Here is a 23309-nt window from a genome sequence, read left to right on the forward strand (position 1 = left end):
CTCAAAATTTAGGCAGTTCTCTAGGCGCTTGATTTCATTGATAATTTTTTTCACATTCGCATAAGTGCATGAAATGAATAGCCTTTTGTGACAGGAATGTGACGGCTCCCGCCTGCAGTGCAGAACTATGAACGGGCCGCACCCTATTCAACACCCAGAACGTCCGGTGTCTGCCATCCCAGGTGCTGCCCGCCATCCACACACAGAAGCTGCCCCGTCACCCCGGGCGCATCCAGGAAATAGCCAAGCGCCGCTTTGATGTCCGCGGGGTTGGCCCCCCGCTTTAGCACCGTGGCCGCCCGCTGCTGCGCGAAATGCGTCTCGGTCTGGCGGCTCCCCTGCAGGGTCGGTCCCGGGCCGATGGCATTGACCCGGATCGCCGGGGCCAGCGCCTGCGCGCTGGTCTGGGTCAGGGCCCAGAGCCCCATCTTGGCCAGCGTGTAGGTCATGAACTCCGGCGTCAGCTTGCGCACCCGCTGGTCGATCATGTTGACGATCAGCCCCTGCGCCATAGGCTCCCCCCGATCGTCCTGCAAATGCGGCAGATCCTGCGCCGCCATCGCTTGGGTCAACAAAAAGGGCGCACGCAGGTTGCTCCCCATGTGACGGTCCCAGCTTTCGCGGGTGGCGCTGCGGATCGTGTCGTATTCAAAGATCGAGGCATTGTTAATCAGGCAGGTGATCGGCCCGCCCAGCGCCTCTGCCGCCGCCGCGAACAGCCCGGTCGTCGCAGCGTCGTCGAGCAGGTCGGCCTGCAATGTCACCGCGCGGCAGCCCTTCTCGCGCACCTCAGCCGCCGTCGCCTCGGCACCCTTGGCGGACGAGGCGTAGTGCACCGCCACGTCATAGCCCCGCCCGGCCAGATAGACTGCCATCGCCGCGCCAAGCCTGTGGCCCGCGCCCGTCACAAGTGCCCGCCGCATGGCGTCTCTCCTAAATCAGCACCAAGAAGATATAGACAGCATATAGGGCGCTCAGCGCGATCCCCCAGAGCCGCGTGATGTCCATCTTGAGGAACACAAAGGGGATCAGCAGCAATGATGCGCCCAGCATGACCCAAAGATCGAAGGTCAGGAAGGCGGGGTCCACCCCGATGGGACCCACAAGGCTGGCGATGCCGATGATCGCCAGCAGGTTGAACATGTTCGACCCGATCACATTGCCCAGTGCCACATCCGCCTGGCGGCGCAAAGCCGCCATGACCGTGGTCGCAAGCTCGGGCAGCGAGGTGCCGACGGCGACCAGCGTCAGGCCGATCACCGTGTCGCTCACCCCGTAGGTCTGCGCGATGATCGTCGCGTTCTCGACCAGCAGCGTGGCGCCGAGTGGCAGGCCGATCAGGCCAAGAAGGAGGAAAACCGCGATCTGCCAGCCGGGCATGTTGGGATCCGCGCCCTCGGGCTCTTCCTCGTCCGCCTCGGCCTTCCGATGCGCATGAGCGTCGCGGAAAGCGTCGAACAGCACATAGGCCAGCCCGCCCAACAGCACGAGGCCAGCCAGCCAGTCGAACACGCCACGAAACGCCAAGGCAATAAACAACAGCGAGGCCGCGATCATAAAATTGTAGGTCTTTCGGGTCTCGCACTCCGACGTGTGCATCGTCGCCAGAAGCGCCGGTATCCCCAGCACCAGAAGGATATTCGCGGTGTTCGAACCCACGACGTTGCCCAGCGCGATCCCCGGCGCATCGTCCAGCACTGCCTGGATCGAGATCAGAAGCTCCGGTGCCGAGGTGCCGAAGGCCACAATCGTCAGGCTCACGATCAGCGCAGGAACACCCAAGCGCAACGACAGGTTCACCGCCCCTTTTACCAGCGCGTCACCGGCCAGCAGCAGGATCACCAGACCCAGCAGCGACATCAGCCACGGCATCAGCATCAGCCCTCACCTCCGCAGGCGCAGGGACCCTTGCCGATACGGTAGCGTCCGCAGGCCGCACATTTCGTCTGCTTCAGACGCTTCGAGCCAAGCCAGTGCATCTTGCCGAACCACGCAAGCAAACCCATGAACACGAGGAAAAGAAGGACGATCTTGGCAATCATGGACTACAGACCAAAGCGCGCGTAGGCCGCGCGTTCCTCGATACCCTGCACCGCGTCCTGCACCAGTTGCGTGCCAAAACGCGCCAGCAGGCCGCGCTTGGCGTTGTACTCACGGAAACGCACCTTCTTGCCGAAACGCTCTTTCATCATCGGGCGCAGGTGGCCGATCCCGTCGATCAGGCCCAGCTCATGCGCGCGGGGGGCCAGCCAGACCTCGCCGGTAAAAAGGTCGCGATCCTGAGGCAGTTTGCCCGCACGCCGCGTCGAGATGTGGTCCTTGAAATTGGCATGGACATCCTCCAGCAGCGTATTCAGCCGCGCGACATCCTCGGGGTCTTCGGGGCGGAAGGGGTCCAGCATGCTCTTGGACTTGCCTGCCGTATGCACGCGGCGCTCGATCCCGTAGGTCTCGATGAACCTGTCGAGGCCGAAACTGGCCGAGATCACACCAATGGACCCGATCACCGAAGAGCGGTCGGCGTAGATCTCGTCCGCCGCCACCGCCAACCAGTATCCGCCCGACGCAGCCACGTCCTCGACAAAGGCGATCACGGGGATGTCCTTTTCCTCCGCCAGCCGCCGGATGCGCGCCGCGACCAGGGAGGATTGCACCGGGCTGCCGCCGGGCGAGTTGATCTCGAGCGCCACCGCATCGGGCTTGCCACGGGTGAAGGCCTTTTCAATGACCGATCCGAGGCTCGTATCATTCAGCGTCGCGCGTCCCGCACCACCGATCATGCCCGCAAGGCGGATCACGGCGACGGTCGGATCGGATTTCAGGAAAGGCAGCCAGTTTTTCATGAGACCCCATGTAGAGTGGACCCGCCCGGCAAACAAGGCGCGCTCACCCTTTATTCCCGGATGCGCCAGCCTGTCCGGAATATCCACCAGATCACCGTCAGACAGATGCCGGTGAAGAGGCAGATCGCCAGCAGGCTGGTGAGGATTGGCACATCCGCGCTGTCATAGAACGCCCAGCGGAACCCCGAGATCAGGTAGACCACCGGGTTGAACAGCGAGATCGTCTGCCAGACCGGCGGCAGCATGGAAATCGAGTAGAACGACCCGCCCAGAAAGACCAACGGCGTGACGATCAGCAGCGGCACGATCTGCAACTGCTCGAAACTCCCCGCCCAGATACCGAGGATGAAACCGAAGAGCGCAAAGCTTATCGTCGTGAGCAGCAGGAAGGCCAGCATCGCAAGCGGATGCGCAATGGTGAAATCGACGAAGAAAAAGGCCGTCACGAGGATGATCAACCCGATGATCAACGCCTTGGTCGCTGCCGCACCCACGTAGCCGATCACGATCTCGATAAAGCTGATCGGGGCCGAGAGCAGCTCGAAGAAAGTGCCGATGAACTTCGGGAAATAGATGCCGAAGGACGCGTTCGAGATCGACTGCGTGATCACCGTCAGCATGATCAGACCCGGCACGATGAAGGCGCCGTAACTCACGCCTTCCACCTCGTCGATACGGCTGCCGATGGCAGCGCCGAAGACGACAAAATAAAGCGAGGTCGAAATGACGGGTGCAAGAAAGCTCTGCGCGATGGTCCGGAAAAACCGGAACATCTCGAACACATAGATGGCGCGGATCGCGGTCCAGTTCATGCTGCGTCCTCCTTGCCGTCGCCGTTCTTGACCAGGTTGACGAAAATCTCCTCAAGGCTCGACTGCCGTGTGACGACGTCCCTGAGCACGAGACCAGCATCGGCAACGTCGCTCAAAAGTTTGGTGATCCCCGTCCGATCCGCCCTTGTGTCGTAGGCATAGATCAGCGCCGCGCCGTCCTCGGACAGCCGCAGCCGGTCGGACCGCAGGCTTTCCGGGATTGCGTCGATCCGCTCGGTCAGTTGCACCTGGAGCTCCTTCTGGCCCATCCGGGCCATCAGCTTGTCCTTGTCCTCCACCAGCATCAACTCGCCCTTTGCGATCACGCCCACCCGGTCGGCAATCGCCTCGGCCTCTTCGATGTAATGGGTGGTCAGGATGATCGTCACGCCCGCCGCCTTCAGGCCGGCAACGACCTCCCACATGTCCTTGCGCAGTTCCACATCCACCCCGGCGGTTGGCTCGTCAAGAAACAGCACCCTTGGGTCATGGCTCAGCGCCTTGGCGATCAGTACCCGGCGCTTCATCCCGCCCGACAACTCGCGTATCTGGTTGTCCCGCTTGTCCCAAAGCGACAGCTGCTTGAGCACTTTCTCGATGGCTGCATCATCGCGGCTCTTGCCGAAAAGACCGCGCGAAAACTTGACGGTATTGCGCACCCGCTCGAAGGGTTCCAGATTGATCTCCTGAGGCACCAGCCCGATCATCGACCGTGCCGCGCGGTAGTCTCGCCCGATGTCGTGACCGCCCACCGTAACCGATCCTGACGTCGCCGTCGTGATTCCGCAAACCGTCGAAATCAGTGTCGTCTTGCCCGCCCCGTTCGGACCCAGCAGAGCGAGGATCTCGCCCTCGCGAATGTCGAGGGTCACGCCTTTCAGCGCCTCAAAGCCGTCTTTGTATGACTTCCTGAGGTCCCTGATTTCTACGATATTTCCCATTGGTCTCGCCCTTGTTTCGCCGCGTACCTAGGGCACGTAAGGAGATATGACAGGGCCCTATCAGTCTTTCGAGCGTTTGAACCAGCCCTTCTTGGCAGGTTTCTCACCCTCCGCCTCCGCAGCCTCGGGTTCCGCGGGGCCTTCCAGCGCCGTCTGCAGGTTTTCAAAGAACTGGTCCGCCATCTTCTTGGCAAAGCCGTCGATGATCCGGCTGCCCAATTGCGCCAGCTTCCCGCCCACCTTGGCCTCCACGTCATAGGACAGTTCCGTTCCGCCGTCCTTCTCGGTCAGCGTCACTTCCGCCCCGCCCTTGGCAAAGCCCGCCGCACCGCCCTTGCCCGACCCGTCGATCTTGAGCGAGCGGTTCTCGACCATGTCCGAGATCGTAACCTCGCCCTTGAAGGTCGCCTTCACCGGCCCGACCTTCTGCACCACCGTCGCCTCGAAACCGTTTTCGACAGACCCCGTGACCTCTTGCGCCCCCGGCACGCATTTCTGCAGCATCTCGGGGTTCAGCAATGCCGCATAGACCTCCGCCGGAGGGACAGAGATCGTTCGGGTATCGGACATTTGCATGGGAAGGCTCCTTGATTACGTGGCGGCAAGATAGCAGCTTGCACCGCCGCGCCAAGGGGCTGTCGCAATTGCCCTCGACAGGGGCGGCATAGCTGATAGGTCAGAACGATGACCCAGGACGCCCAGAACCGCGCCGGGCTCGCCATCCTGTCGATCATGGTGGCGATGCTGGCGATTTCGCTCAACGACATGCTGATCAAGCAGCTCTCGGGCGGCTACGCGCTCCACCAGATCGTCTTTGCGCGGTCGGCCATCGGCATCGGGCTCAGCCTCGTGCTGGTGCATTTCGAAGGCGGCTTTCACATGCTCAAGACCCGCCAGCCTGGCCTGCATCTGCTGCGCGGCGTGCTTATCGTGGTGTCGAACATGACCTTCTTCGTGGCCCTCGCCGCCCTGCCTTTGGCCGAGGCGACGGCGCTTTTCTTCGTGGCCCCGCTCTTTATCACGCTCCTCTCGATCCCGCTTCTTGGCGAAAAGGTTGGGCCGATGCGCCTCGGGGCGGTGGCCGTGGGGTTTGTCGGGGTGGTGATCATGCAGCGGCCGTGGGCGTCCTCCGAGACGCTCGAGGTCTCGCGGCTGGTCTTGCTGCTGCCCGTCGTGGCCGCCGTGACCTACGCCCTGAATCAGATCGTCACCCGCAGGCTGGGTCTCACGGCCAAGGCATCGGTTCTGTCGGTCTATATCCAGGCGATGTTCGTCGTGGTTTCCCTGGGCTTTTTCGCCGTGGCAGGCGACGGACGCTTTGTCGGTCCTGACACGAGCACGTCGCTTACCTTCCTGCTGCGCGCCTGGGTCTGGCCCGCGCCGGGCGACGAATGGGTGTTCATCGCCCTCGGCCTGAATTCAGCCGTGATCGGCTATTGCCTCAGCCAGGCCTACCGGTTGGGCGATGCCGCCACGGTGGCGCCCTTCGAGTATGTACTTTTGCCCATGGCGGTCTTCTGGGGCGTCGTAATCTTCGGCGAACTGCCCGCGTGGGAAGTCTGGCTCGGCATCGCGCTGATCCTCGCGGCCGGACTCTTCGTCTTCCTGCGCGAACAGCAGAAGGCGCGGGCGGTCAGGAAAGGCTACGGCCTGCGGCGGTAGAGCCGCTTACTTCTGCACCTCGACCACCACTTTGCCCGTCGCCTGGCGCGTGCGCAGAAGGTCCAGCGCATCGTTCGCCTGCGCCAAGGGCAACACGTTGCTTACATGCGGCTTCAATTTCCCCTCGACGTACCAGTCAAAGAGCACCCGGAAACTGTCGGTCAGCACCTTCGGATCAAGCTTGGCATAGGCTCCCCAGTAAAGTCCCATCACGGTGAGGTTCTTGACCAACAGGATGTTCGCCGGGATCTGCGGCACCTCGCCACTGGCGAACCCCAGCGGCAGCAGCCGCGCCTCCGGGTTGCAGGCGCGCAGCGCCGCCTTGAACTGATCGCCGCCTACCGGGTCATAGACCACGTCAGCCCCGCCCAGCGCCTTGACGATCTCGCGAATGTCGTCGGTCTCTGAATCGATCAGGTGGTCCGCCCCGGCCACACGACAGATCTCCAGCTTGTCCTTGCCGCGCGCACAGGCAATGACCTCCGCCCCCATGACCTTGCCCAGTTCCACCGCCGTCAGCCCCACACCGCCCGAGGCCCCCAGCACCAGCAACCGCTCACCCGGTTGCATCCGCGCCTTGTAATCAAGCGCCACATGGCTGGTACCATAGGCAATCAGGAAAGCCGCCGCGTCGATCGCGCTCATCTCGTCGGGGATCGGCACGCAGATATCCGCCGGGATCGCCGCATATTCCGCCAGTCCGCCCACACCCGCATAGGCCGCGACGCGCTGGCCCTTGGTTAGCCCCGTCACGCCTTCGCCCAGCCCCTCGACCATACCCGCCAGTTCCATGCCCACGGTAAAGGGCAAGGGTGGCTTTTCCTGATAGGTCCCCTTGATCATCAGCGTATCGCCGAAGTTCATCCCGCAGGTTTCGACCCTGACCAACACCTCGCCGGGGCCGGGGATCGGCAATTCCACCTCACGCATCTCAAGCGGGGTGTCATAGGCGGTGACTTGCATGGCGCGCATCGGGCGATCCTCCGTCTCGGTTCTGCGCCAGATGCCCCGATGTGGCCGACGATGACAAGCCGTCGCTCCCAGAAAACCTGTCCATCAGTCCGGGAACGTCACGACAGCGCGCAATCCGGGGGCATTGTCTTCCAATACGACCGAGGCCCCGTGCAGCCCCGCTACCGCCTCCACGAGGCTCAGCCCCAGTCCATGCCCCGGCGTATGCCTGCTCCGGTCCAGCCGATACAGCCGCTGCACTACTTTGCCCCTTTCTTCCGCCGGAACACCGGGCCCGTTATCCGCGACGATCAGCTTCAGCTGACCGTTCTCAGCGATGAGCTTCACCTCGACACCGCAGCCCTTCGGCGTATGCCGCAGCGCATTCTCGATCAGGTTCGACAGAAGCTGGCCAAGCAGCGCCCGGTCCCCCTGTACAAAGGCTTTCTCCAGATCAGCAACGAGGTTCAGCCCATGGCCGCTTTCGGCCGCCGCAGGTTCGAAAACCTCGACCACGGTGCGCGCAACTTCGGCCAGATCGACGGGCTCGAAACGCGACCGGGGCGATCCCGCCTCCACCTGCGCAAGCTGGAGCAGCGATTGGAAGACCCGGTTCATGCCCTCCACTTCGTGCTTTGTCTTGCCCAAAAGCGCCGCCGCCGCACCCCGCTCACCGATTTCGCGCTCGAGCTCTTCGAGGAAAACGGCCACCCGCTGCAACGGCGTCTTGAGGTCATGCGCGATGTCCGAAGACACTCCCTTGAGCGCCTTCATCTGCGCCTCCTGCGCCCCCGCCATCTGGTTCAGCTTGCCACCAATCTGCACCAGATCATCAGACCAGCGCGGCCCGATCGTCACCCGCGCGCCCAAATCACCGCTGGTCATCCGGTCCAGCGCGCGGCTCACGACCTCCACATGCCGCTTCGACCGCCGGGCAAGGATCAGGCCACCCGACAGCGCAATCAGCACCGTTGGCAACAGGCTGATCAGCAAAATGTTCACAAAGATACCCCGCAGCGCCACGATCTCGGCCCGGCTCCGCGCAATGGTGATCAACCCGCCGTGCAGCTTGTCAGTGAGCGAGATGTACTCCCCGCGGAATTGCGTCCGCTCCGGGTCTAGCGAGAAGATGTGAAACCCTGCGTCGTCCCGGGCAATCGCCCCGTTGCCGTAGATGCGGCCCGAGGGTGCGACATAGCTGATGATCAGCCGGTTCGGATCGGCCTCGCGCGATTCCGCCTCGACCAGCAGCGCCACCGCCCGCGCGTTGGGTGCCGCCCGGAACCCCGCAAGATCCTGCCGCAGATCGGCGCGGATCGATTCCTCGAATGACGACTGCGTGACAGCGTAGCTGGCCGCAAGGCTCAGCAGCGACACCGCGGCGAAAAGCAGAACCAGCAAGATCGCCAACCGGATCGGCATCGACCGCCAAAGCTGTTGCAGCCGCCCCATCACCCGGCGATCCGGTAGCCCGCGCCGCGCACGGTTTCGATCAGGTCACGGTCAAAGGGCTTGTCGACCTTGGCGCGCAGCCGGCTGATGTGGGTCTCGACCACGTTGGTGCCGGGGTCGAACCCGATGTCCCAGACGTTTTCCAGCAGCATCGTACGTGTCTGCACCCGGCCCTTGCGGCGCAAGAGATGCTCCAAAAGGGCGAATTCGCGCGGCAACAGGTCGATCTCGACACCGCCGCGCGTGACCTTGCGCGAGATCAGGTTCATCTCCAGATCGCCGGCCCGCAACACCACCTCGGCCTCCAGCGCCTGCGGTCGCCGCGCCAGGGCCGCGACACGCGCGGACAGCTCGCCAAAGACAAAGGGCTTGGCCAGGTAGTCGTCAGCCCCCGCGTGCAACCCCTCGATCCGGTCGCCGACCTCGCCAAGCGCGGTGAGCAACAGCACCGGGGTCTTGTTACCCGCGCCCCGCATCGTCTTGAGCACGGTCAGCCCGTCCACACCGGGCAGCATCCGGTCAAGGATCACGACGTCATAGCTGTTCGACGTTGCCGCGATCAGCCCGTCCTTGCCGTCCCCGACCAGATCGACGACATGCCCTTCCTCGCGCAATCCGCGCGCGATGTAGGCCCCTGTCGTGGCGTCGTCTTCGATGATCAACAGCTTCATGGCGTTCCGTCGTTCCCGCACCGTCGTGCCGTTATATAGCGACATCCGCCCCGGCAGGAGCCTTCGTTACAAATTTGTATAGGGTGCCACACGCGCGTGTAAGGCAGCGGCAGCATATCCGTCCCATCACGGTAATCCAAAAGAGGCACTTCTCATGCGTTCACTTCTTCCCCTAACCTCCCGTACGGCAATCGCCGCGCTGACAGCGGCGATGCTTTCTGCCTCCGCGCTGACCCTCGCGCCCTCTGCCGCGTTCGCCGTGCCGCCGGGCGGCTACGCCGATCTTGTCGAAGAGGTCTCACCGGCCGTCGTCTTCATCGAAGTGACCGGCAAGGCGCGGATGGCCTCCGCTGACATGCCCGAAAACATCCCGCCGCAGCTGCGCGAATTCTTCGGCAACCGCACGCCCGAACGGGGCGCACCTGCACAGGGGCTTGGCTCGGGCTTCATCATCTCCGCGGATGGTCAGATCGTCACCAACCATCACGTTGTCGCAGGCGCCGAGACTGTCACGGTCAAGCTTGCCGATGGCCGCAGCTTCGACGCGGAAGTCGTGGGCAGCGATCCGCTGACCGACATCGCCCTACTCAAGATCGAGGCGGACGCCGCGTTCCCGACCGTATCTTTCGGCATCTCAGCCAACCTGCGCGTCGGCGACGAGGTGGTCGCGGTGGGCAATCCCTTTGGCCTTGGCGGCACGGTGACCTCCGGGATCGTATCGGCCCTGTCGCGCGACATCCGCTCCGGCCCATTCGACGATTTCATTCAGACCGACGCCGCGATCAACCGGGGCAACTCGGGCGGCCCGCTCTTCAACAACGCGGGCGAAGTCATCGGCGTGAACACCGCGATCATCTCTCCGGGCGGCGGCTCGGTCGGTATCGGTTTCGCCGTGCCTGCCGACCTTGTGCAGACCATCGTGGCCGACCTTGCGGACGACGGGGAACTGGCACGCGGCTGGCTTGGCGTGAACATTCGCCCGATGACGGACGAGGTTGCCTCCGTGCTGGGGTATGACGCGCCGAAAGGGGCGGTGATCGAGGCCGTGGCCGAGGACAGCCCCGCCGACAAGGCCGGGCTCAGGAAGGGTGACATCATCCTGTCCTTCGGCGGCACCGAAGTGAACGAACTGCGCGACCTGACCCGGGCCGTGGCGACGACCACGCCCGAGGAGACGACCGAGGTCACGGTGCTTCGCAAAGGCAAAGAAGTCACGCTCGACGTGACCGTGGGTACGTTGAAGCCAAAAGAAGCCTGACGTAACCCGCCCGGGCCAAGCCCCCTCTGAAGGTCCGAGGTACCTGCCCCGCGTGCGCGCCACGCGGGGCTTTTTTATGGCCTCCGGTCACGCCTTACAGCCACCGACAGGCCGCAAGAATTCTTTCCTCCCTTCAGCACAAGGTCGAGAAACCTCGAAAAAGCGAGCTTGGAGGCTGGCTTTCTCGCTGGAGATGTTGTAGACAAAATCCAGTACTTCCCAAAACAACACTCTCCTGGCCCGAGGAATTGACCGGATGTTTAAAGACCACCGATCAATATCGCCGTTTGCTATTCTGCTTGCCGCAGGAACGGTACTCTACGCCTTTCTGGCGCTGCTCATCGGCTGGGGGATCGGAATCGACGGCCTGATCCGGCACGCATCGACACAAACCCCGATGGTCCCGGCAACAGCCCTGGGGTTCTTTGCCACCGGCCTTGGCCTGCTTGCCGCCGTCTCGGGTGCGCGCAGGCTGGCTCATGCGCTTTGCGGTACCGTGCTGGCGCTGATCTGCATAACGGCATTCGGCCAGTGGGTCGGCTGGGCTGCGCCGACCAGCCTTTTCTTTGCGGACCTGCAGGAAGCCGAGCGAATGGCACCGGTGACCGAGTTCGGGTTCGTCCTTGCCGTCTTCGCCTTGAACCGCCTGCTGGCCGGTTCCCTTGTCGCGGTAGAGAGCATCGGTATCTTCGGCGTATCCGGTGCGCCCGTGGTCGCGATGCTCAACGTGACGGGCGCGATCAAGATGCTTGGGCTCGGCTTTCTTGCGGGGGCCTCGCTGCAAACCTCGATTCTTTTTGCTCTTCTTTTCACCGCGCTGTGTCTGGTCTCAGCCGAGAACAAACCGGACTGAAGGCACTCTTTTCACGCAGGAGCATGACGCAGGAAAACGGCTTTGCCGTCGGCCTTTTGCGCTCGGCCGGGCGTTATTCGTGACAATTTTTGTCGGTTTCCCTTGAGAAACCCGGCCAAATGTCACAGATATGCCCGAACCTTTCAGGCCGAGATCAGGAGTTCGCGTGTCCCTCTTCCTTGTCGTTGCCTTGCCTTTCCTGGGTGCTTTGCTGCCCGGCATCATGAACAATGCGGGCAGACAGGCCTGCGCCGGGGTTACATTCACCGTCACGCTCGCCGCCTTCATCGGCCTGCTGACCAACCTGCCCGCCGTCCTCGCGGGCGAGGTGGTGACCACGGGTATCGACTGGATGCCGTCGCTGGGGCTGAATGTGAACCTGATGCTCGACGGTCTGGGTTTCTTCTTTGCGCTGCTGATCCTCGGCATCGGCCTGCTGATCATCACCTACGGCCGCTTCTACCTGTCGCGCGACGACAACATGGGCGAGTTTTTCACCTACCTGCTCTTGTTCCAGGGCGCGATGGTGGGGATCGTCCTGTCGGACAACATCCTGCTTTTGCTGATTTTCTGGGAGCTGACGTCGCTGTCGTCCTTCCTCTTGATCGGCTATTGGAAGCACCTGCCCGAAGGCCGACAAGGCGCGCGTATGGCGCTTGCCGTGACCGGCATGGGCGGACTTGCCCTGATCGGTGGCATGCTGATCCTCGGGAATATCGTGGGCAGTTACGACCTCAGCGTCATCCTCCAGAACCGTGAACTCATCCAGGAAAGCCCGCTTTACCTGCCCGCGCTCCTGCTGATCCTGCTCGGCTGCTTTACCAAGTCGGCGCAATTCCCCTTCCATTTCTGGCTGCCCCACGCCATGGCCGCGCCCACGCCGGTCTCGGCCTACCTGCACTCCGCCACAATGGTGAAGGCTGGCATCTTCCTGATGGCCCGCCTCTGGCCCGTTCTTTCGGGCACGCCCGAATGGTTCGCCATCGTCACCACCGCCGGTCTTGTCACAATGGTGCTGGGCGCGGTGATCGCGCTCTTCAAGCATGACCTAAAAGCGCTCTTGGCCTTCTCCACCGTCAGCCATCTTGGCCTGATCACCATGCTTCTGGGCACCGGCACCGCCTTCGGTGCCATGGCGGCGGTCTTCCACATCATGAACCACGCCACCTTCAAGGCCGCCCTCTTCATGTCGGCGGGCATCGTCGATCACGAAGCGCACACCCGCGACATCCGCCGCCTCGGCGGGCTGCGCACACTCATGCCCTTCACCTTCGTGATCGCCACGCTGGCGGCCCTCTCGATGGCCGGCATCCCTTTCCTCAACGGCTTTCTCTCCAAGGAGATGATGCTGGAAGAGGCCAATCACACCGTGCTCTTCGGCATGCCCTGGCTGGTGCCCACCTTCGCGGTGATCGGCTCGCTCTTCTCTGCCGCCTACTGCTTCCGCTTCATCAGCCACACCTTCCTGGGCCCGGTGCGCAACGACTACCCGCACAAGCCGCACGATCCGGGCTTCGGCATGTGGGGCCCGCCCGCGCTGCTGGTGGTGCTGGTCGTGGTGATCGGCTGTGCCCCGTTCCTGGTGCAGAACTTCGTGTTCCTCGTGGCGGACGCAGTTATTGGCGGCACCGCGAAACTCGAGGTGAAGTACATCAAGATCTGGCACGGCCTCGTCCCCGCCCTCTACATGTCCATCGCGGCGGTTGTCGGCGGCCTGATCGTGCTGGCGATCTTCAATCCGCTCCTCAAGGCATGGGAGGCCGCGCCGCGGCCCGAGGCAAAGACCATCTTCGAGGCCATCATCGCAGGCGCAGTTGCCCTTGCCCGTGGCTTCAGCCATGGCCTGCACAACGGCTCCTTCTCGCGCTACGCGGCCATCGCGGGCGTGACGATTGTTGCAGCGGGGTACCACGCCTGGACCAGCGGTACCCTCGGTGCCGCGACCCGCGCGCCGCAACCTGCCGGTGCGGTCGAGATCGCGGCCTGGGTCATGCTTGTCGCCGCGACCGGCGGCCTCGTCTTCCTGCACCGCAACCGCCTGCTGTCGCTGATCCTGATCGGCATCGTCGGCCTCATGGTCTCCATCGGCTTTGTCTATTTCAGCGCACCCGACCTTGCCATGACCCAGATCACCGTCGAGGTTGTGACGATCATCCTGCTGCTGCTGGCGCTCAACTTCCTGCCCAACCGCACACCGGTGGAAAGCACGGTGCTCCGCCGCTTCCGCGACGTAGCGGTCGCCCTCGCCGCAGGTGCGGCCACTTTCGCGATGTCCTACTACTTCCTCCTGCGCGAGGCCGCCACGACGCCGATCTCGGAATTCCACCTTGCCAATTCCTACAAGGGCGGCGGCGGCACCAACGTCGTCAACGTGATCCTCGTGGACTTCCGCGGCTTCGATACCTTCGGCGAAATCATCGTGCTGGGTATCGCCGCCCTCCTGATCTACGCGCTGACCGAGACGTTGCTGAATGGCCCGGTGCGCGCGCGCCTTCTGAACCGCAAGCCCGACCAGCCCCGCGCGGGCGACATGCACCCGATGATGATGGTGGTCCTGACACGTGTCATCATGCCCGTGGTGCTGCTGGTGGGCTTCTACATCTTCCTGCGCGGCCACAACGAACCCGGCGGCGGCTTCATCGCGGGCCTCATCGTCTCCATCGCCGTGGTGATGCAGTACATGGCCAGCGGTTTCGCCTGGACCTCGGCAAGACTGCGCTACCCCTATCACGGGATCATCGGCGCGGGCGTGCTGGTGGCAGGCCTCACCGGAATCGGTTCGTGGTTCGTAGGCAAGCCCTTCCTGACCTCGGATTTCACCTACGTCCGCATCCCGCCCTTCGAGAAATTCGAACTGGCTACGGCGGCCCTTTTCGACCTTGGCGTCTTCCTTGCCGTCGTCGGTGCCGTGATGCTCTCGCTCGAAAGCTTCTCGCGCCTTGCCCGCCGCGCCCATGTGAAAGACAGCGAACACCCGATGGACATCGACCCTTCACGCGACCCCGCCGATCCGACAAACCCCAAAGCGGAGGGCGCATAAGATGGGACTTGAACTGCTCGTCGCTTCCGCCATCGGCATCCTGACCGCCGCAGGGATGTACCTGACCCTGCGCCTGCGCACCTTCCCGGTGATATTGGGCATGTCGCTCCTGACCTACGCGGTCAACGTCTTTCTCTTTGCCTCGGGTCGCCTCTCTGTCGGCGCGCCGCCCATCCTGACGGATGCCGCCCGCTACACCGACCCGCTGCCGCAGGCACTGGTGCTGACCGCCATCGTGATCTCTTTCGGCATGACTGCCGTGGTCGTGATGATCGCGCTGGGTGCCTACCTTGGTGCCGACGATGACACGGTGAACGATCCTGCCGCCGAAGAGGCTGCGCGCGCGGAGGACCAGGCATGACACACTGGATCATCGCCCCCATCGTCCTGCCCGCCCTGCTTGCCCCGTTCATCGTGCTCGCGGCACGCTATCACATCGGCATCCAGCGCATCTTCTCCGTCGCCGGTGTCGTGGCCCTGATCGCCATCGCCGCCGGCCTAGCCTGGCGCGCCGCGGCAGGCGAGATCATGCTCTACCAGCTTTCCGACTGGGCCGCGCCTTTCGGCATCATGGTGGTCGGAGACCGGCTCAGTACCATGATGGTGCTGCTGACCTCGGTCCTCGCCCTCTTCGTACTGCTCTACGCCATCGGCTCGGGCTGGGACAATCGCGGCAGGCACTTCCACGCGCTCTTCCAGTTCCAGCTGATGGGGATCCTCGGCGCCTTCCTGACAGGCGACCTCTTCAACCTCTTCGTCTTCTTCGAGGTGCTTCTCATCGCCTCCTACGGCCTGATGATCCACTCGGGCGGCAACCTGCGTCTGCGCGCGGGCGTGCAATACGTGCTCTTCAACCTCATCGGCTCGACGCTGTTCCTCTTCGCGCTCGGCGCGCTCTATGCCCAGACCGGCACGCTGAACATGGCCGACGTGGTCGAGCGCGTGGCGCTGATCGACCCGGAAGACACCGTGGGCATCCGCCTGACAGCCACGCTGCTGCTCCTTGTCTTCGCAATCAAGGCCGCCCTCGTGCCCCTGCATTTCTGGCTGCCCTCCAGCTACGCCGAGGCCCCCGCCCCCGTCGCGGCGCTCTTCGCGATCATGACCAAGGTCGGCGCCTACGCGATCATCCGGGTCTACACCATCGTCTTCCCGCCTGACCTCGAGATCACGGCAGAACTGCACGGCGCCTGGCTGATGGGTGCCGCACTCATCTCGCTCGCCATCGGCATGGTGGGCGTGCTGGGCGCGCGCAAGCTTGACAGGCTGATCGCCTTCTCCGTGATCGGCTCCATGGGCATGGTCATGGTCGCCATCTCGATGTTCACGCCGGCGGGCATCTCGGCGGCACTTTACTACATCATCCACTCGACACTGGCCGCCGCCGCCCTCTTCCTGATCTCGGACCTGGTGCGCACGGGCCGCGCCAACCTCCGGCTCGAGGCGATGCCGCCCATCTCCGGCGCCGTCCTCACCTCGGCGCTCTTCTTTACCGCCGCCATCGCTATGACCGGCCTGCCGCCGCTTTCCGGCTTCATCGGCAAGCTGCTGATCCTCGACGCGGGCTTCGAGACCTCTGCCGCCACCTGGATCTGGGCCGTCATCCTGATCTCGAGCCTGATCAGCATCGTCGGGTTCGCCCGCGCCGGCTCGGTCCTTTTCTGGAAGGCCAAGAGCCTCGCCGAGAACGAAGCCGCGACAACCACCCCGCCACCCTCGGTCCTGTCGTATACCGCTGTCGGGGGCCTGATCGCGCTGCTCGTCGCACATACGGTCTTTGCCGGCCCGGTCTATCGCTACGCCGAGAACACGGCTGCGTCGCTTTTTGCGCCCGAACCCTATATCTCGACTGTGCTCGACACCCCGGGCAAGCTGACCCGGCCGGGTGACGCCAAGGCCGAGAAGAAGAAGGAGGAGCACTGACATGATCGCACGCGCGTACCGCTGGCTCTTTCCGCATCCGCTGCTGACGCTGCTGCTGACGGTGGTCTGGGTCCTGCTGCAGAACCAGTTCTCATGGGGTATGGCCGTTTTCGGCCTCATCCTCGGCATCATCATCACCAAGATCACCGCGATCTGGTGGCCCGAACGTCCCGGGGGCATCTCGGTCTGGAAGTTTCTCAACTACGCGGTGATCGTGCTCTGGGACATCATGGTCGCCAACGTGCAAGTGGCCTGGATCGTGCTGACCAAACCCAACGCCAAGCTCAAGCCGGCATGGATCGTCGTGCCGCTCGAGTTGCGCCAGCCCGAGGCGATCACCATCCTCGCGGGCACCATCACGCTGACCCCCGGCACCGTCTCGGCCGACCTCTCGGACGAAGGCCACAGCCTGCTTGTCCACGTGCTGCACACCGATGACCCGGATGCCGAGCGCGACGGCATCAAGGACCGCTACGAACGTCGCCTGAAGGAGATTTTCGCATGAACATCGCCACCGATTTCCTGAGCCTCGCCCTGATCCTCGCCTTCGTCGCGGTGGCGCTGGCGCAGGTGATGTCGATGATCCGCCTGGTGATCGGCCCCTCGGTGGGCGACCGTATCCTGGCACTCGACACGATGGTGGTGAACGCCATCGGCCTCATCGTGCTTCTGGGCATCGCCCAGGGCAGCCGCATCTATTTCGAGGTCACGCTGATCATCGCCATGCTGGGCTTCGTCTCCACCGTCGCCTACGCGCGCTTCATTCTGCGGGGGGACATCATCGAATGAGCCTTGAGGTCATCGGCACTTACGCGGTCGGCATTTCGCTTCTCATCGGCGCGGGCTTCGCGCTGGTCGGCACCATCGGCCTGCTGAAATTCAACGATTCCATGACCCGCCTGCACGCGCCGACCAAGGTCGGCACGATCGGCATCGGCATGCTGCTGCTGGCCTCGATGATCCACGCCTTCGTCTTTGGCGACGGCTCGTTTCACGAGGTCCTGATCATGGCCTTCCTCTTCGTGACAGCACCCATCTCGGCAAATTTCATCGCCAAGGTGAACATCCACCGCCGGTCCTGCGAAACCCCGCCGCCGCCGCCGCAGGATGACACATGGTCGACGCTCAATGTGCCCGAGGCGGACCGCGAACTCGCAGCGCCGGAAAAGGGCTAGGCCGTGGAGAAGAGCGCGGGCAAAAGCGACCTGATCGTAGAAATCGACGGCGATATCGCCCTTCTGACCTTCAACCGCGCGCCCAAGCGCAACGCCATGAGCGATGCGCTCATCCACGCGATCGAGGCCTTCTTCGCCAACCCGCCCGAGGGCGTCGCCGCCGTGATCCTGCGCGGCGACGGCGGACACTTCAGCGCAGGCCTCGACCTCGACGAACACCAGCATCGCTCGCCCGAACAGACGGCGGCGCAATCGCGCAAATGGCACCGGATCACCGATCTCATCGAACACGGCGGCCTGCCTGTGGTGGCGGTGATGGAGGGCGCAGTCATCGGCGGCGGGCTCGAGGTCGCGACCGCCGCCCATGTACGCATCGCCGAACCCTCGGTGCGCTTCCAGCTCCCCGAAGGACGGCGCGGCATCTTCGTCGGCGGCGGCGCCACCGTGCGCGTCGGACGTCTCATCGGTCCGGACCGCATGCGCGAGATGATGCTCACCGGCCGCAGCTACGGCGCCGAGGAAGGGCTGGCCCTGGGCCTTGCCCATTACGCCGTAGGCGCGGGCGAAGGCCTGCCGCTCGCCCGGGACCTCGCCCGCAAGATCGCCGACAACGCGCCCTATTCCAACTACCTGATGATCAACGCCCTGGGCCGCATCGCCGACATGTCCCGCGACGACGGCTTCTTCATGGAAAGCCTCTCCGCCGCCGTCGCCCAAAGCACCGAGGGTGCCATGGAAGGCCTGCGCGCCTTCCTCGAAAAACGCGAACCCAACTTCCGCAAATAACACCCCGACCTGAACCCGCCGCTGGTTTCGGAGCCGCCCTTGCGTGGGGACAGGCGGACGCCCGGACGCACGGCGGTCAAGAGAAATCGCGGAGGGACCCGGCTTTGCCGGGATACCGCTATTTATCTTGATCGGCGGGTGGCCGGGTGTCAGGCAGGCTCCATGCAAGGGCGGATGCGAAACCAGTTGCTGGTTTTGGTGAGCCCGCAGCGCCGCTACCCCGAGCAACAACGCCCTCCGGATCTCTCCGCTCTAGGCGAGGAGCCCCCGCCAGGGGCGCGAGGAGCGCCGCCCTCAGCGCGGCGCCATCCGGATCGCCCCATCCAGCCGGATCACCTCGCCGTTCAGCATCGGATTGTCGAGGATATGGCACACCAACTTGCCGAACTCCGCCGGGTTCCCCAGCCGCGAGGGGAAGGGCACCTGCTTGCCCAGCGAATCCTGCACATCCTGCGGCAAGCCCTGCAATAGCGGTGTCAGAAAAAGCCCCGGCGCGATGGTACAGACCCGCACGCCCTTGTCCGCGAGATCCCGCGCCATGGGCAGCGTCATCCCGACGATCCCGCCTTTCGACGCCGCATAGGCCACCTGCCCCACTTGACCTTCGTAGGCGGCCACCGAGGCGGTGTTCACGATCACCCCCCGCGCCCCGTCCGGGGCCAGCGGCTCCGCGCCCACCATATGGGCCGCGGCCTGCGAGGCGCAGATGAAAGAACCGATCAGGTTGATGCCGATCACCTTGGAAAACATAGCAGGATCATGGGCTTCCCCGCGTGACACGGTCTTCGACGCCGGGCCTATCCCGGCGCAGTTCACCAGCACGCGCGGCGCGCCAATCTCCGAGACCACCGCGTCCATCGCCGACTTGACGCTGCCCGCGTCCGATACGTCGACGCTGTGGAAACTGCCGCCCAGCTCCGCCGCCAAGGCCTCTCCCGCCTCGGCGTTCAGATCAAAGATCGCCACCTTCAGCCCTGCCCCCGCCAGCGCCTCCGCCGTCGCAGCCCCCAGCCCCGACGCGCCCCCGGTGACGATTGCCACGCTTCCCGACCACATGTCCATGAATTGCACTCCCGTTCAGTTCCCTGCGCGTTTAGACACCGAAAGCCCCGCCCCGCGCAAGCTCAGTAGATGCCAAAGTACTCCCGCTGCTCCCATTCCGAGACGGCAAGGTGATACCGCTCCCACTCCGCCCGCCGGATGGTGCAGAGGTAGTCGACACAGGCATCCCCCAGCGCTTCCCGATACAACTCCGACGCTCCGAAAGCCTCCACCGCCGCTAGCAGGCTCTCCGGCAAAGCCTCGACCTCCGCATCATAGGGGTCTTCCACCGCCGCAGGTGCGGTCAGCCCCCGCGCCAGCCCGTCCATCCCTGCGATGATCTGCCCGGCGAAAAAGAGGTAAGGGTTCGCCGCAGGCTCCGCCACGCGGTTCTCGATGCGGCTGGCGGGATTGCCCGGCGCCACCAGCGCCCGGATCATCGCCCCGCGATTGTCCCGCCCCCAGGCGATCCGGTTCGGGGCCAGCTGATGCGGCAGGTAGCGTTTGTAGCCGTTCACCGTCGGCGTGCTCAGCAGGCATCCCGCCCGCGCATGCGCCAGCAGCCCCGCGATCCAGGCGCTGCAATCGGGCGTCAATTCACTGCCCAAAGGCACAAAAAGGTTCGCCCCGGTCGCCACATCCACCAAAGACTGATGCAGATGCCACCCGCTCGCCGCCGCGTTCTCCAGCTTCGGCTTGCACATGAAGGTCGCATGCAGCCCCTCCCGCGCGCAGACCTCCTTTATCGCCGTCCGCAACATCACCATGTTGTCGGCATGGGTCATCGGATCGGCGGGATCGAAGGTAAACTCGATCTGGCTCGGCCCCATCTCCACTTCCATCGACCGGATCGGCAGCCCCAGCCCCTCACAGACACGCCGCAGCCGGTCCATCACCGGCTCCATCGCGTCGTAGTGCCGCTCGGTCAGGAACTGGTAGCCCTGCGCGATGTTCTCGGTCTCAACGGGTGCCCCCGGCATGGTCGCCCCCGCGTGATCCATCCTAGCATCGGTCACGCGAAAGACATGGAACTCCACCTCCAGCCCCACCCGCAGCGCCTTGCCCTGATCCGCCAGCCGCGCCACCGCATCCCGCAGGATCGCCCGCGTGCAAAGCGGCATCGCCGCCCCGTCCGCATAGGCCAGATCGCAGAGCACCCAGGCCGAAGCCTCGGACCACGGCAGCCTGCGAAAGGTCGCAGGGTCCGGCACCATCAGGATATCCCCCGCCCCGCGCATATCCCCGGCAACCGCACCGTCCTTCGACCACACCGGAAACACCGTCCGGTGCGAGGTGTCCTTCAATAACAGCGTCGAGGGTGCCGCCATCCCGTTCACCAGCACCGAGGCAAAGGCCCCGGCCACGACCGTCTTGCCGCGCAATATCCCGTGCTGATCCGTGAACAGCACCCGCACGGTCTCGATCCCCGACCCCGCCACCTCCGCCGCCAAGGCCGCCGCACGGTCAATGCCCGCCTCATCCAGCAGCCCCGCCCGCGCCAGCGCGCCCGCCGCGATCTGCGCCCGCAGGTCAGTCATCGCTCAAACCGTCGCATCCCAACCGGCACAGGCCGCGCGCCGCTCGGCGTCGCTCTTGGCCGACACTTCGCGCCAGGCATCCTTGTCGCCAATCGTGTCATTGGAAATCGGCCCATAGAGCGTCGCCGGATCCACCCCGTTCCGCATCGGCAAAGCATCCTCCTTGCCGTCCTTCAGCGCCGCAATCGCCGCCCGCAGCATCCGGCGGTACTTGATGATGCCCACATCCGTCTTGCCAAGGTGTTCCTTCGTCCGGTCGAATATCGGCCCCGGACTTTCCACCGCCCATTGGTCATGCACGTTGATGTCCATCCCCATGCCTGTATAGGTCTCGATCCGCTGCTCCTCGGGGTCGAAGCCGTAATTGTTGCGCTTGTTCTTGATCGGCGCGTAATCGGGCAGGCGATGCTCTTTCAGCCGCTGCGCGCGCATCTTCTCCTTGTCGACAGGATCGGTGAAGCTGGTGAACATCGAGTACCAATAGCAATGTTCGTCATCGATCGGCACGTGCCACTGGGTGATGATCATCTCGCGGCTCATGGGGATGGAGATCGCCTCGGGGAAGATCTGGTTGGTGATCCGGATATGGCTCTGCCCGTTCTCCAGATGCCTGAGCGCGATCAGCCGCAGACCGTAGTCGGTCTCCTCCACCGTGATCTCCGGCCGGGTGTATTCCCGCAACAGCCGCGTCATCGGGATATTTGTATCGGCAGCGGCATCGCGAAACTGCTTTCCATAGCTGTCGGCAGGGTCCTCGTCCTTTAGGAACCGGTGCAGGAAGGAGGCGTGCGCCGGGTCGATCCCAACCTCCAGCGCCTGCAGCCAGTTGCACTCCCACAGCCCCTTGAAGGCAAAGACATGGCTCTCCGGCGCGCGGAAACAGTCGAAGTTCGGGAAAGGCGGCGGGTCGCCGGGACCGAGATAGGCAAAGACGATGCCGTTCTTTTCGACCACCGGATAGTTCTTCGTGCGAATGCTCTCGTGCATCCGGCTGCCCTCTGGCTCGCCGGGCTGTTCCACGCACTGCCCCGTCCGGTCAAAGTGCCAGCCGTGGAACGGACAGCGCAGTCCGTTGTCCTCGAGCCGCCCCAGGCACAGGTCAGCGCCCCGGTGCGGGCAATGCCGGTCGATCAAACCCAGTTCACCGTCGTTGTCGCGAAACAGCACCAGCCGTTCGCCCAGCAGGGTGACCGGCACGACGGGACGATTACTCGCGAGTTCATCCGTCAAAGCCGCAGGCTGCCAGTACCGCCGCAACACTTCGCCCGCTTCGGTCCCCGGCCCGGTGCGCGTGATGGTATCGTTAAGCTCCTGGCTGATCATGGCATATCCCCGCTTCGCGCACCCCACCCTTGGGGCCGCCTTTTCCTGACATCCTGCGCAGGTATGCCCCTGAAATCAATCGCCCTTGCGGGCCCCGGGGCTCAGACCATTTCAGCAATCCGGCGCATCGTCTCGCTTGCCGGGTCGTTCATCTCGTCGAGCACGTCGAAATGGTCGCGGCCCCGCGTGACCGACAGACTGAGCCGGTCGAGATGCGGCGCCCAGAGGCGATGCAACCCCTCGGACTGCAGCCTGAAAGCCTCGGGCTCGTCCGCACCGTAAAGGATATGCACCGGCACATGCGCCTGCGGTTCGCACCTTGCGGGCGACAGGCGCTGCACCTCCGCCGCGCTCAGCCGGGCCAGATCGTTGACATAGGATGCCGCCACCGGTGCCAGCTCGAACACGCCACTTACCAGCACCGCCCCGGCGATCTTGCGCGCGCTCCCTCTGTCAAGGACATCGGCCAGCGCGATCGCGGCCAGATGGCCGCCCGCGGAATGCCCTGCCAGCACGATCCTGTTGGCATCCAAGCCGAGTGCCGCCGCCCGTGCATGGAGAAAGTCCAGCGCATCGCAGATCTCACCGGTCAGCTCTGTCAGGCTCACATCCGGCGTCAGGGTGTAGCCGATCGAGGCCCAGGCCCAGCCCTGCGCCGCGAAACGCGCTGCCGCGAAACCCGATACGCTCTTGTCACCCTCCTGCCAGAAACCGCCATGGATGAAGGCGAGGCACGGCAGCGCCTCCGCACCGGCCTGCGACGGACGGAAGAGATCGAGCCGCGCGCGGGGCCGCGCACCATAGACCAGGTCGCGCTCTACCGTGATATCTGTGTCGCGCAGCGCCGCGTCGGTCCGCTCCACCATCCGCGCCAATGCGCCCGCGGCATCCTTGGCCGACCGGGAGGGCGAGAATTGCCTATCCCGCTCGGCCCGGTCCAGCGCCATGCTCGGCGCGAATATCTCGTGCATCCCGATCTCCCTTCTGGGTCCCATATACCTTTTCGCGAGGCGATTCACCCTTCGTTAACGCCTGAACAA

Annotated in this window: 24 protein-coding genes; 10 read left to right on the forward strand and 14 right to left on the reverse strand. The window is 64.2% G+C overall.

The annotated features are described in order from the left end of the window. Nucleotides 1-143: 143 nt before the first annotated feature. The 7 genes from AB2B41_RS09025 to AB2B41_RS09055 are packed head-to-tail and all read right to left on the reverse strand — an operon-like array spanning nt 144 to nt 5172. Nucleotides 144-923 (reverse strand): SDR family oxidoreductase, encoded by a 780-nt coding sequence (locus AB2B41_RS09025; protein ID WP_367877448.1) that lies wholly within the window; start codon nt 921-923, stop codon nt 144-146. Between the two features lie 10 nt (nt 924-933). Beyond that, nucleotides 934-1875, reverse strand: coding sequence for a calcium/sodium antiporter (locus AB2B41_RS09030; RefSeq protein ID WP_367877526.1), 942 nt, complete (start codon nt 1873-1875; stop codon nt 934-936). Nucleotides 1876-1877: 2 nt separating this feature from the next. After that, a complete protein-coding gene (locus AB2B41_RS09035; protein ID WP_367877449.1) occupies nt 1878-2006 on the reverse strand; it encodes a hypothetical protein in 129 nt (42 codons plus the stop codon). 39 nt (nt 2007-2045) lie between these two features. Next, complete coding sequence (locus AB2B41_RS09040; RefSeq protein WP_367877450.1) at nt 2046-2843, reverse strand: S49 family peptidase; 798 nt, start codon at nt 2841-2843, stop codon at nt 2046-2048. Nucleotides 2844-2893: 50 nt separating this feature from the next. Beyond that, nucleotides 2894-3655: an ABC transporter permease gene (locus AB2B41_RS09045; protein WP_367877451.1), complete on the reverse strand. Its 762-nt coding sequence runs from the start codon at nt 3653-3655 to the stop codon at nt 2894-2896. Continuing rightward, entirely contained in the window at nt 3652-4596 is a 945-nt protein-coding gene (locus AB2B41_RS09050) for an ABC transporter ATP-binding protein (RefSeq protein WP_367877452.1), read from the reverse strand. Before AB2B41_RS09050 ends, AB2B41_RS09045 begins: the two co-directional genes overlap by 4 nt. Nucleotides 4597-4656: 60 nt before the next feature. Beyond that, nucleotides 4657-5172: an SRPBCC family protein gene (locus AB2B41_RS09055; RefSeq protein WP_367877453.1), complete on the reverse strand. Its 516-nt coding sequence runs from the start codon at nt 5170-5172 to the stop codon at nt 4657-4659. Nucleotides 5173-5280: 108 nt separating this feature from the next. On the opposite strand from AB2B41_RS09055, the gene AB2B41_RS09060 reads away from it, so the two are divergent. Then, nucleotides 5281-6258 (forward strand): DMT family transporter, encoded by a 978-nt coding sequence (locus tag AB2B41_RS09060; RefSeq protein WP_367877454.1) that lies wholly within the window; start codon nt 5281-5283, stop codon nt 6256-6258. Nucleotides 6259-6264: 6 nt separating this feature from the next. On the opposite strand, the gene AB2B41_RS09065 is transcribed toward AB2B41_RS09060, so the two are convergent. From AB2B41_RS09065 to AB2B41_RS09075, 3 genes are all read right to left on the reverse strand, one after another. Beyond that, nucleotides 6265-7230, reverse strand: a complete 966-nt coding sequence (locus tag AB2B41_RS09065) for an NADPH:quinone oxidoreductase family protein (RefSeq protein ID WP_367877455.1) — start codon at nt 7228-7230, stop codon at nt 6265-6267. 84 nt (nt 7231-7314) lie between these two features. Next, nucleotides 7315-8661 (reverse strand): sensor histidine kinase, encoded by a 1347-nt coding sequence (locus tag AB2B41_RS09070; RefSeq protein WP_367877456.1) that lies wholly within the window; start codon nt 8659-8661, stop codon nt 7315-7317. Further along, the gene (locus AB2B41_RS09075; protein ID WP_367877527.1) at nt 8661-9332 is read right to left on the reverse strand and encodes a winged helix-turn-helix domain-containing protein; all 672 of its coding nucleotides are present in this window, start codon (nt 9330-9332) and stop codon (nt 8661-8663) included. Before AB2B41_RS09075 ends, AB2B41_RS09070 begins: the two co-directional genes overlap by 1 nt. A 154-nt stretch (nt 9333-9486) precedes the next feature. Between AB2B41_RS09075 and AB2B41_RS09080 the strand changes: the two genes are divergently transcribed. The 9 genes from AB2B41_RS09080 (at nt 9487) to AB2B41_RS09120 (ending at nt 18367) form a co-directional block, all read left to right on the forward strand. After that, the gene (locus AB2B41_RS09080; RefSeq protein ID WP_367877457.1) at nt 9487-10590 is read left to right on the forward strand and encodes a Do family serine endopeptidase; all 1104 of its coding nucleotides are present in this window, start codon (nt 9487-9489) and stop codon (nt 10588-10590) included. A gap of 256 nt (nt 10591-10846) precedes the next feature. Next, the gene (locus AB2B41_RS09085) at nt 10847-11443 is read left to right on the forward strand and encodes a hypothetical protein (RefSeq protein ID WP_367877458.1); all 597 of its coding nucleotides are present in this window, start codon (nt 10847-10849) and stop codon (nt 11441-11443) included. 166 nt (nt 11444-11609) lie between these two features. Next, on the forward strand, nt 11610-14483 hold the full coding sequence (locus tag AB2B41_RS09090; protein WP_367877459.1) for a monovalent cation/H+ antiporter subunit A: 2874 nt from the start codon (nt 11610-11612) through the stop codon (nt 14481-14483). A gap of 1 nt (nt 14484) precedes the next feature. Further along, nucleotides 14485-14844: a Na+/H+ antiporter subunit C gene (locus AB2B41_RS09095; protein WP_367877460.1), complete on the forward strand. Its 360-nt coding sequence runs from the start codon at nt 14485-14487 to the stop codon at nt 14842-14844. Then, the gene (locus AB2B41_RS09100) at nt 14841-16406 is read left to right on the forward strand and encodes a monovalent cation/H+ antiporter subunit D (RefSeq protein WP_367877461.1); all 1566 of its coding nucleotides are present in this window, start codon (nt 14841-14843) and stop codon (nt 16404-16406) included. Before AB2B41_RS09095 ends, AB2B41_RS09100 begins: the two co-directional genes overlap by 4 nt. Before the next feature lie 4 nt (nt 16407-16410). Beyond that, nucleotides 16411-16911: a Na+/H+ antiporter subunit E gene (locus tag AB2B41_RS09105; protein WP_367877528.1), complete on the forward strand. Its 501-nt coding sequence runs from the start codon at nt 16411-16413 to the stop codon at nt 16909-16911. Beyond that, a complete protein-coding gene (locus tag AB2B41_RS09110) occupies nt 16908-17195 on the forward strand; it encodes a K+/H+ antiporter subunit F (protein ID WP_367877462.1) in 288 nt (95 codons plus the stop codon). Before AB2B41_RS09105 ends, AB2B41_RS09110 begins: the two co-directional genes overlap by 4 nt. Further along, on the forward strand, nt 17192-17581 hold the full coding sequence (gene mnhG, locus AB2B41_RS09115; protein ID WP_367877463.1) for a monovalent cation/H(+) antiporter subunit G: 390 nt from the start codon (nt 17192-17194) through the stop codon (nt 17579-17581). The genes AB2B41_RS09110 and mnhG overlap by 4 nt, the downstream gene beginning before the upstream one ends. A 3-nt stretch (nt 17582-17584) precedes the next feature. Continuing rightward, nucleotides 17585-18367 (forward strand): crotonase/enoyl-CoA hydratase family protein, encoded by a 783-nt coding sequence (locus AB2B41_RS09120; RefSeq protein ID WP_367877464.1) that lies wholly within the window; start codon nt 17585-17587, stop codon nt 18365-18367. A 294-nt stretch (nt 18368-18661) separates the two neighbouring features. On the opposite strand, the gene AB2B41_RS09125 is transcribed toward AB2B41_RS09120, so the two are convergent. The 4 genes from AB2B41_RS09125 to AB2B41_RS09140 all read right to left on the reverse strand — a co-directional run bounded on the left by AB2B41_RS09125 (nt 18662) and on the right by AB2B41_RS09140 (nt 23240). Next, on the reverse strand, nt 18662-19429 hold the full coding sequence (locus AB2B41_RS09125; protein ID WP_367877465.1) for an SDR family NAD(P)-dependent oxidoreductase: 768 nt from the start codon (nt 19427-19429) through the stop codon (nt 18662-18664). A gap of 62 nt (nt 19430-19491) precedes the next feature. Further along, on the reverse strand, nt 19492-20946 hold the full coding sequence (locus tag AB2B41_RS09130) for a glutamine synthetase family protein (protein ID WP_367877466.1): 1455 nt from the start codon (nt 20944-20946) through the stop codon (nt 19492-19494). A gap of 3 nt (nt 20947-20949) precedes the next feature. Further along, nucleotides 20950-22269, reverse strand: coding sequence for a Rieske 2Fe-2S domain-containing protein (locus AB2B41_RS09135; RefSeq protein ID WP_367877467.1), 1320 nt, complete (start codon nt 22267-22269; stop codon nt 20950-20952). A 101-nt stretch (nt 22270-22370) separates the two neighbouring features. Then, nucleotides 22371-23240: an alpha/beta hydrolase gene (locus AB2B41_RS09140; RefSeq protein ID WP_367877468.1), complete on the reverse strand. Its 870-nt coding sequence runs from the start codon at nt 23238-23240 to the stop codon at nt 22371-22373. Between the last annotated feature and the right edge of the window lie 69 nt (nt 23241-23309).

Source organism: Sulfitobacter sediminis, assembly GCF_040811725.1.
Lineage (GTDB): Bacteria > Pseudomonadota > Alphaproteobacteria > Rhodobacterales > Rhodobacteraceae > Sulfitobacter > Sulfitobacter sediminis.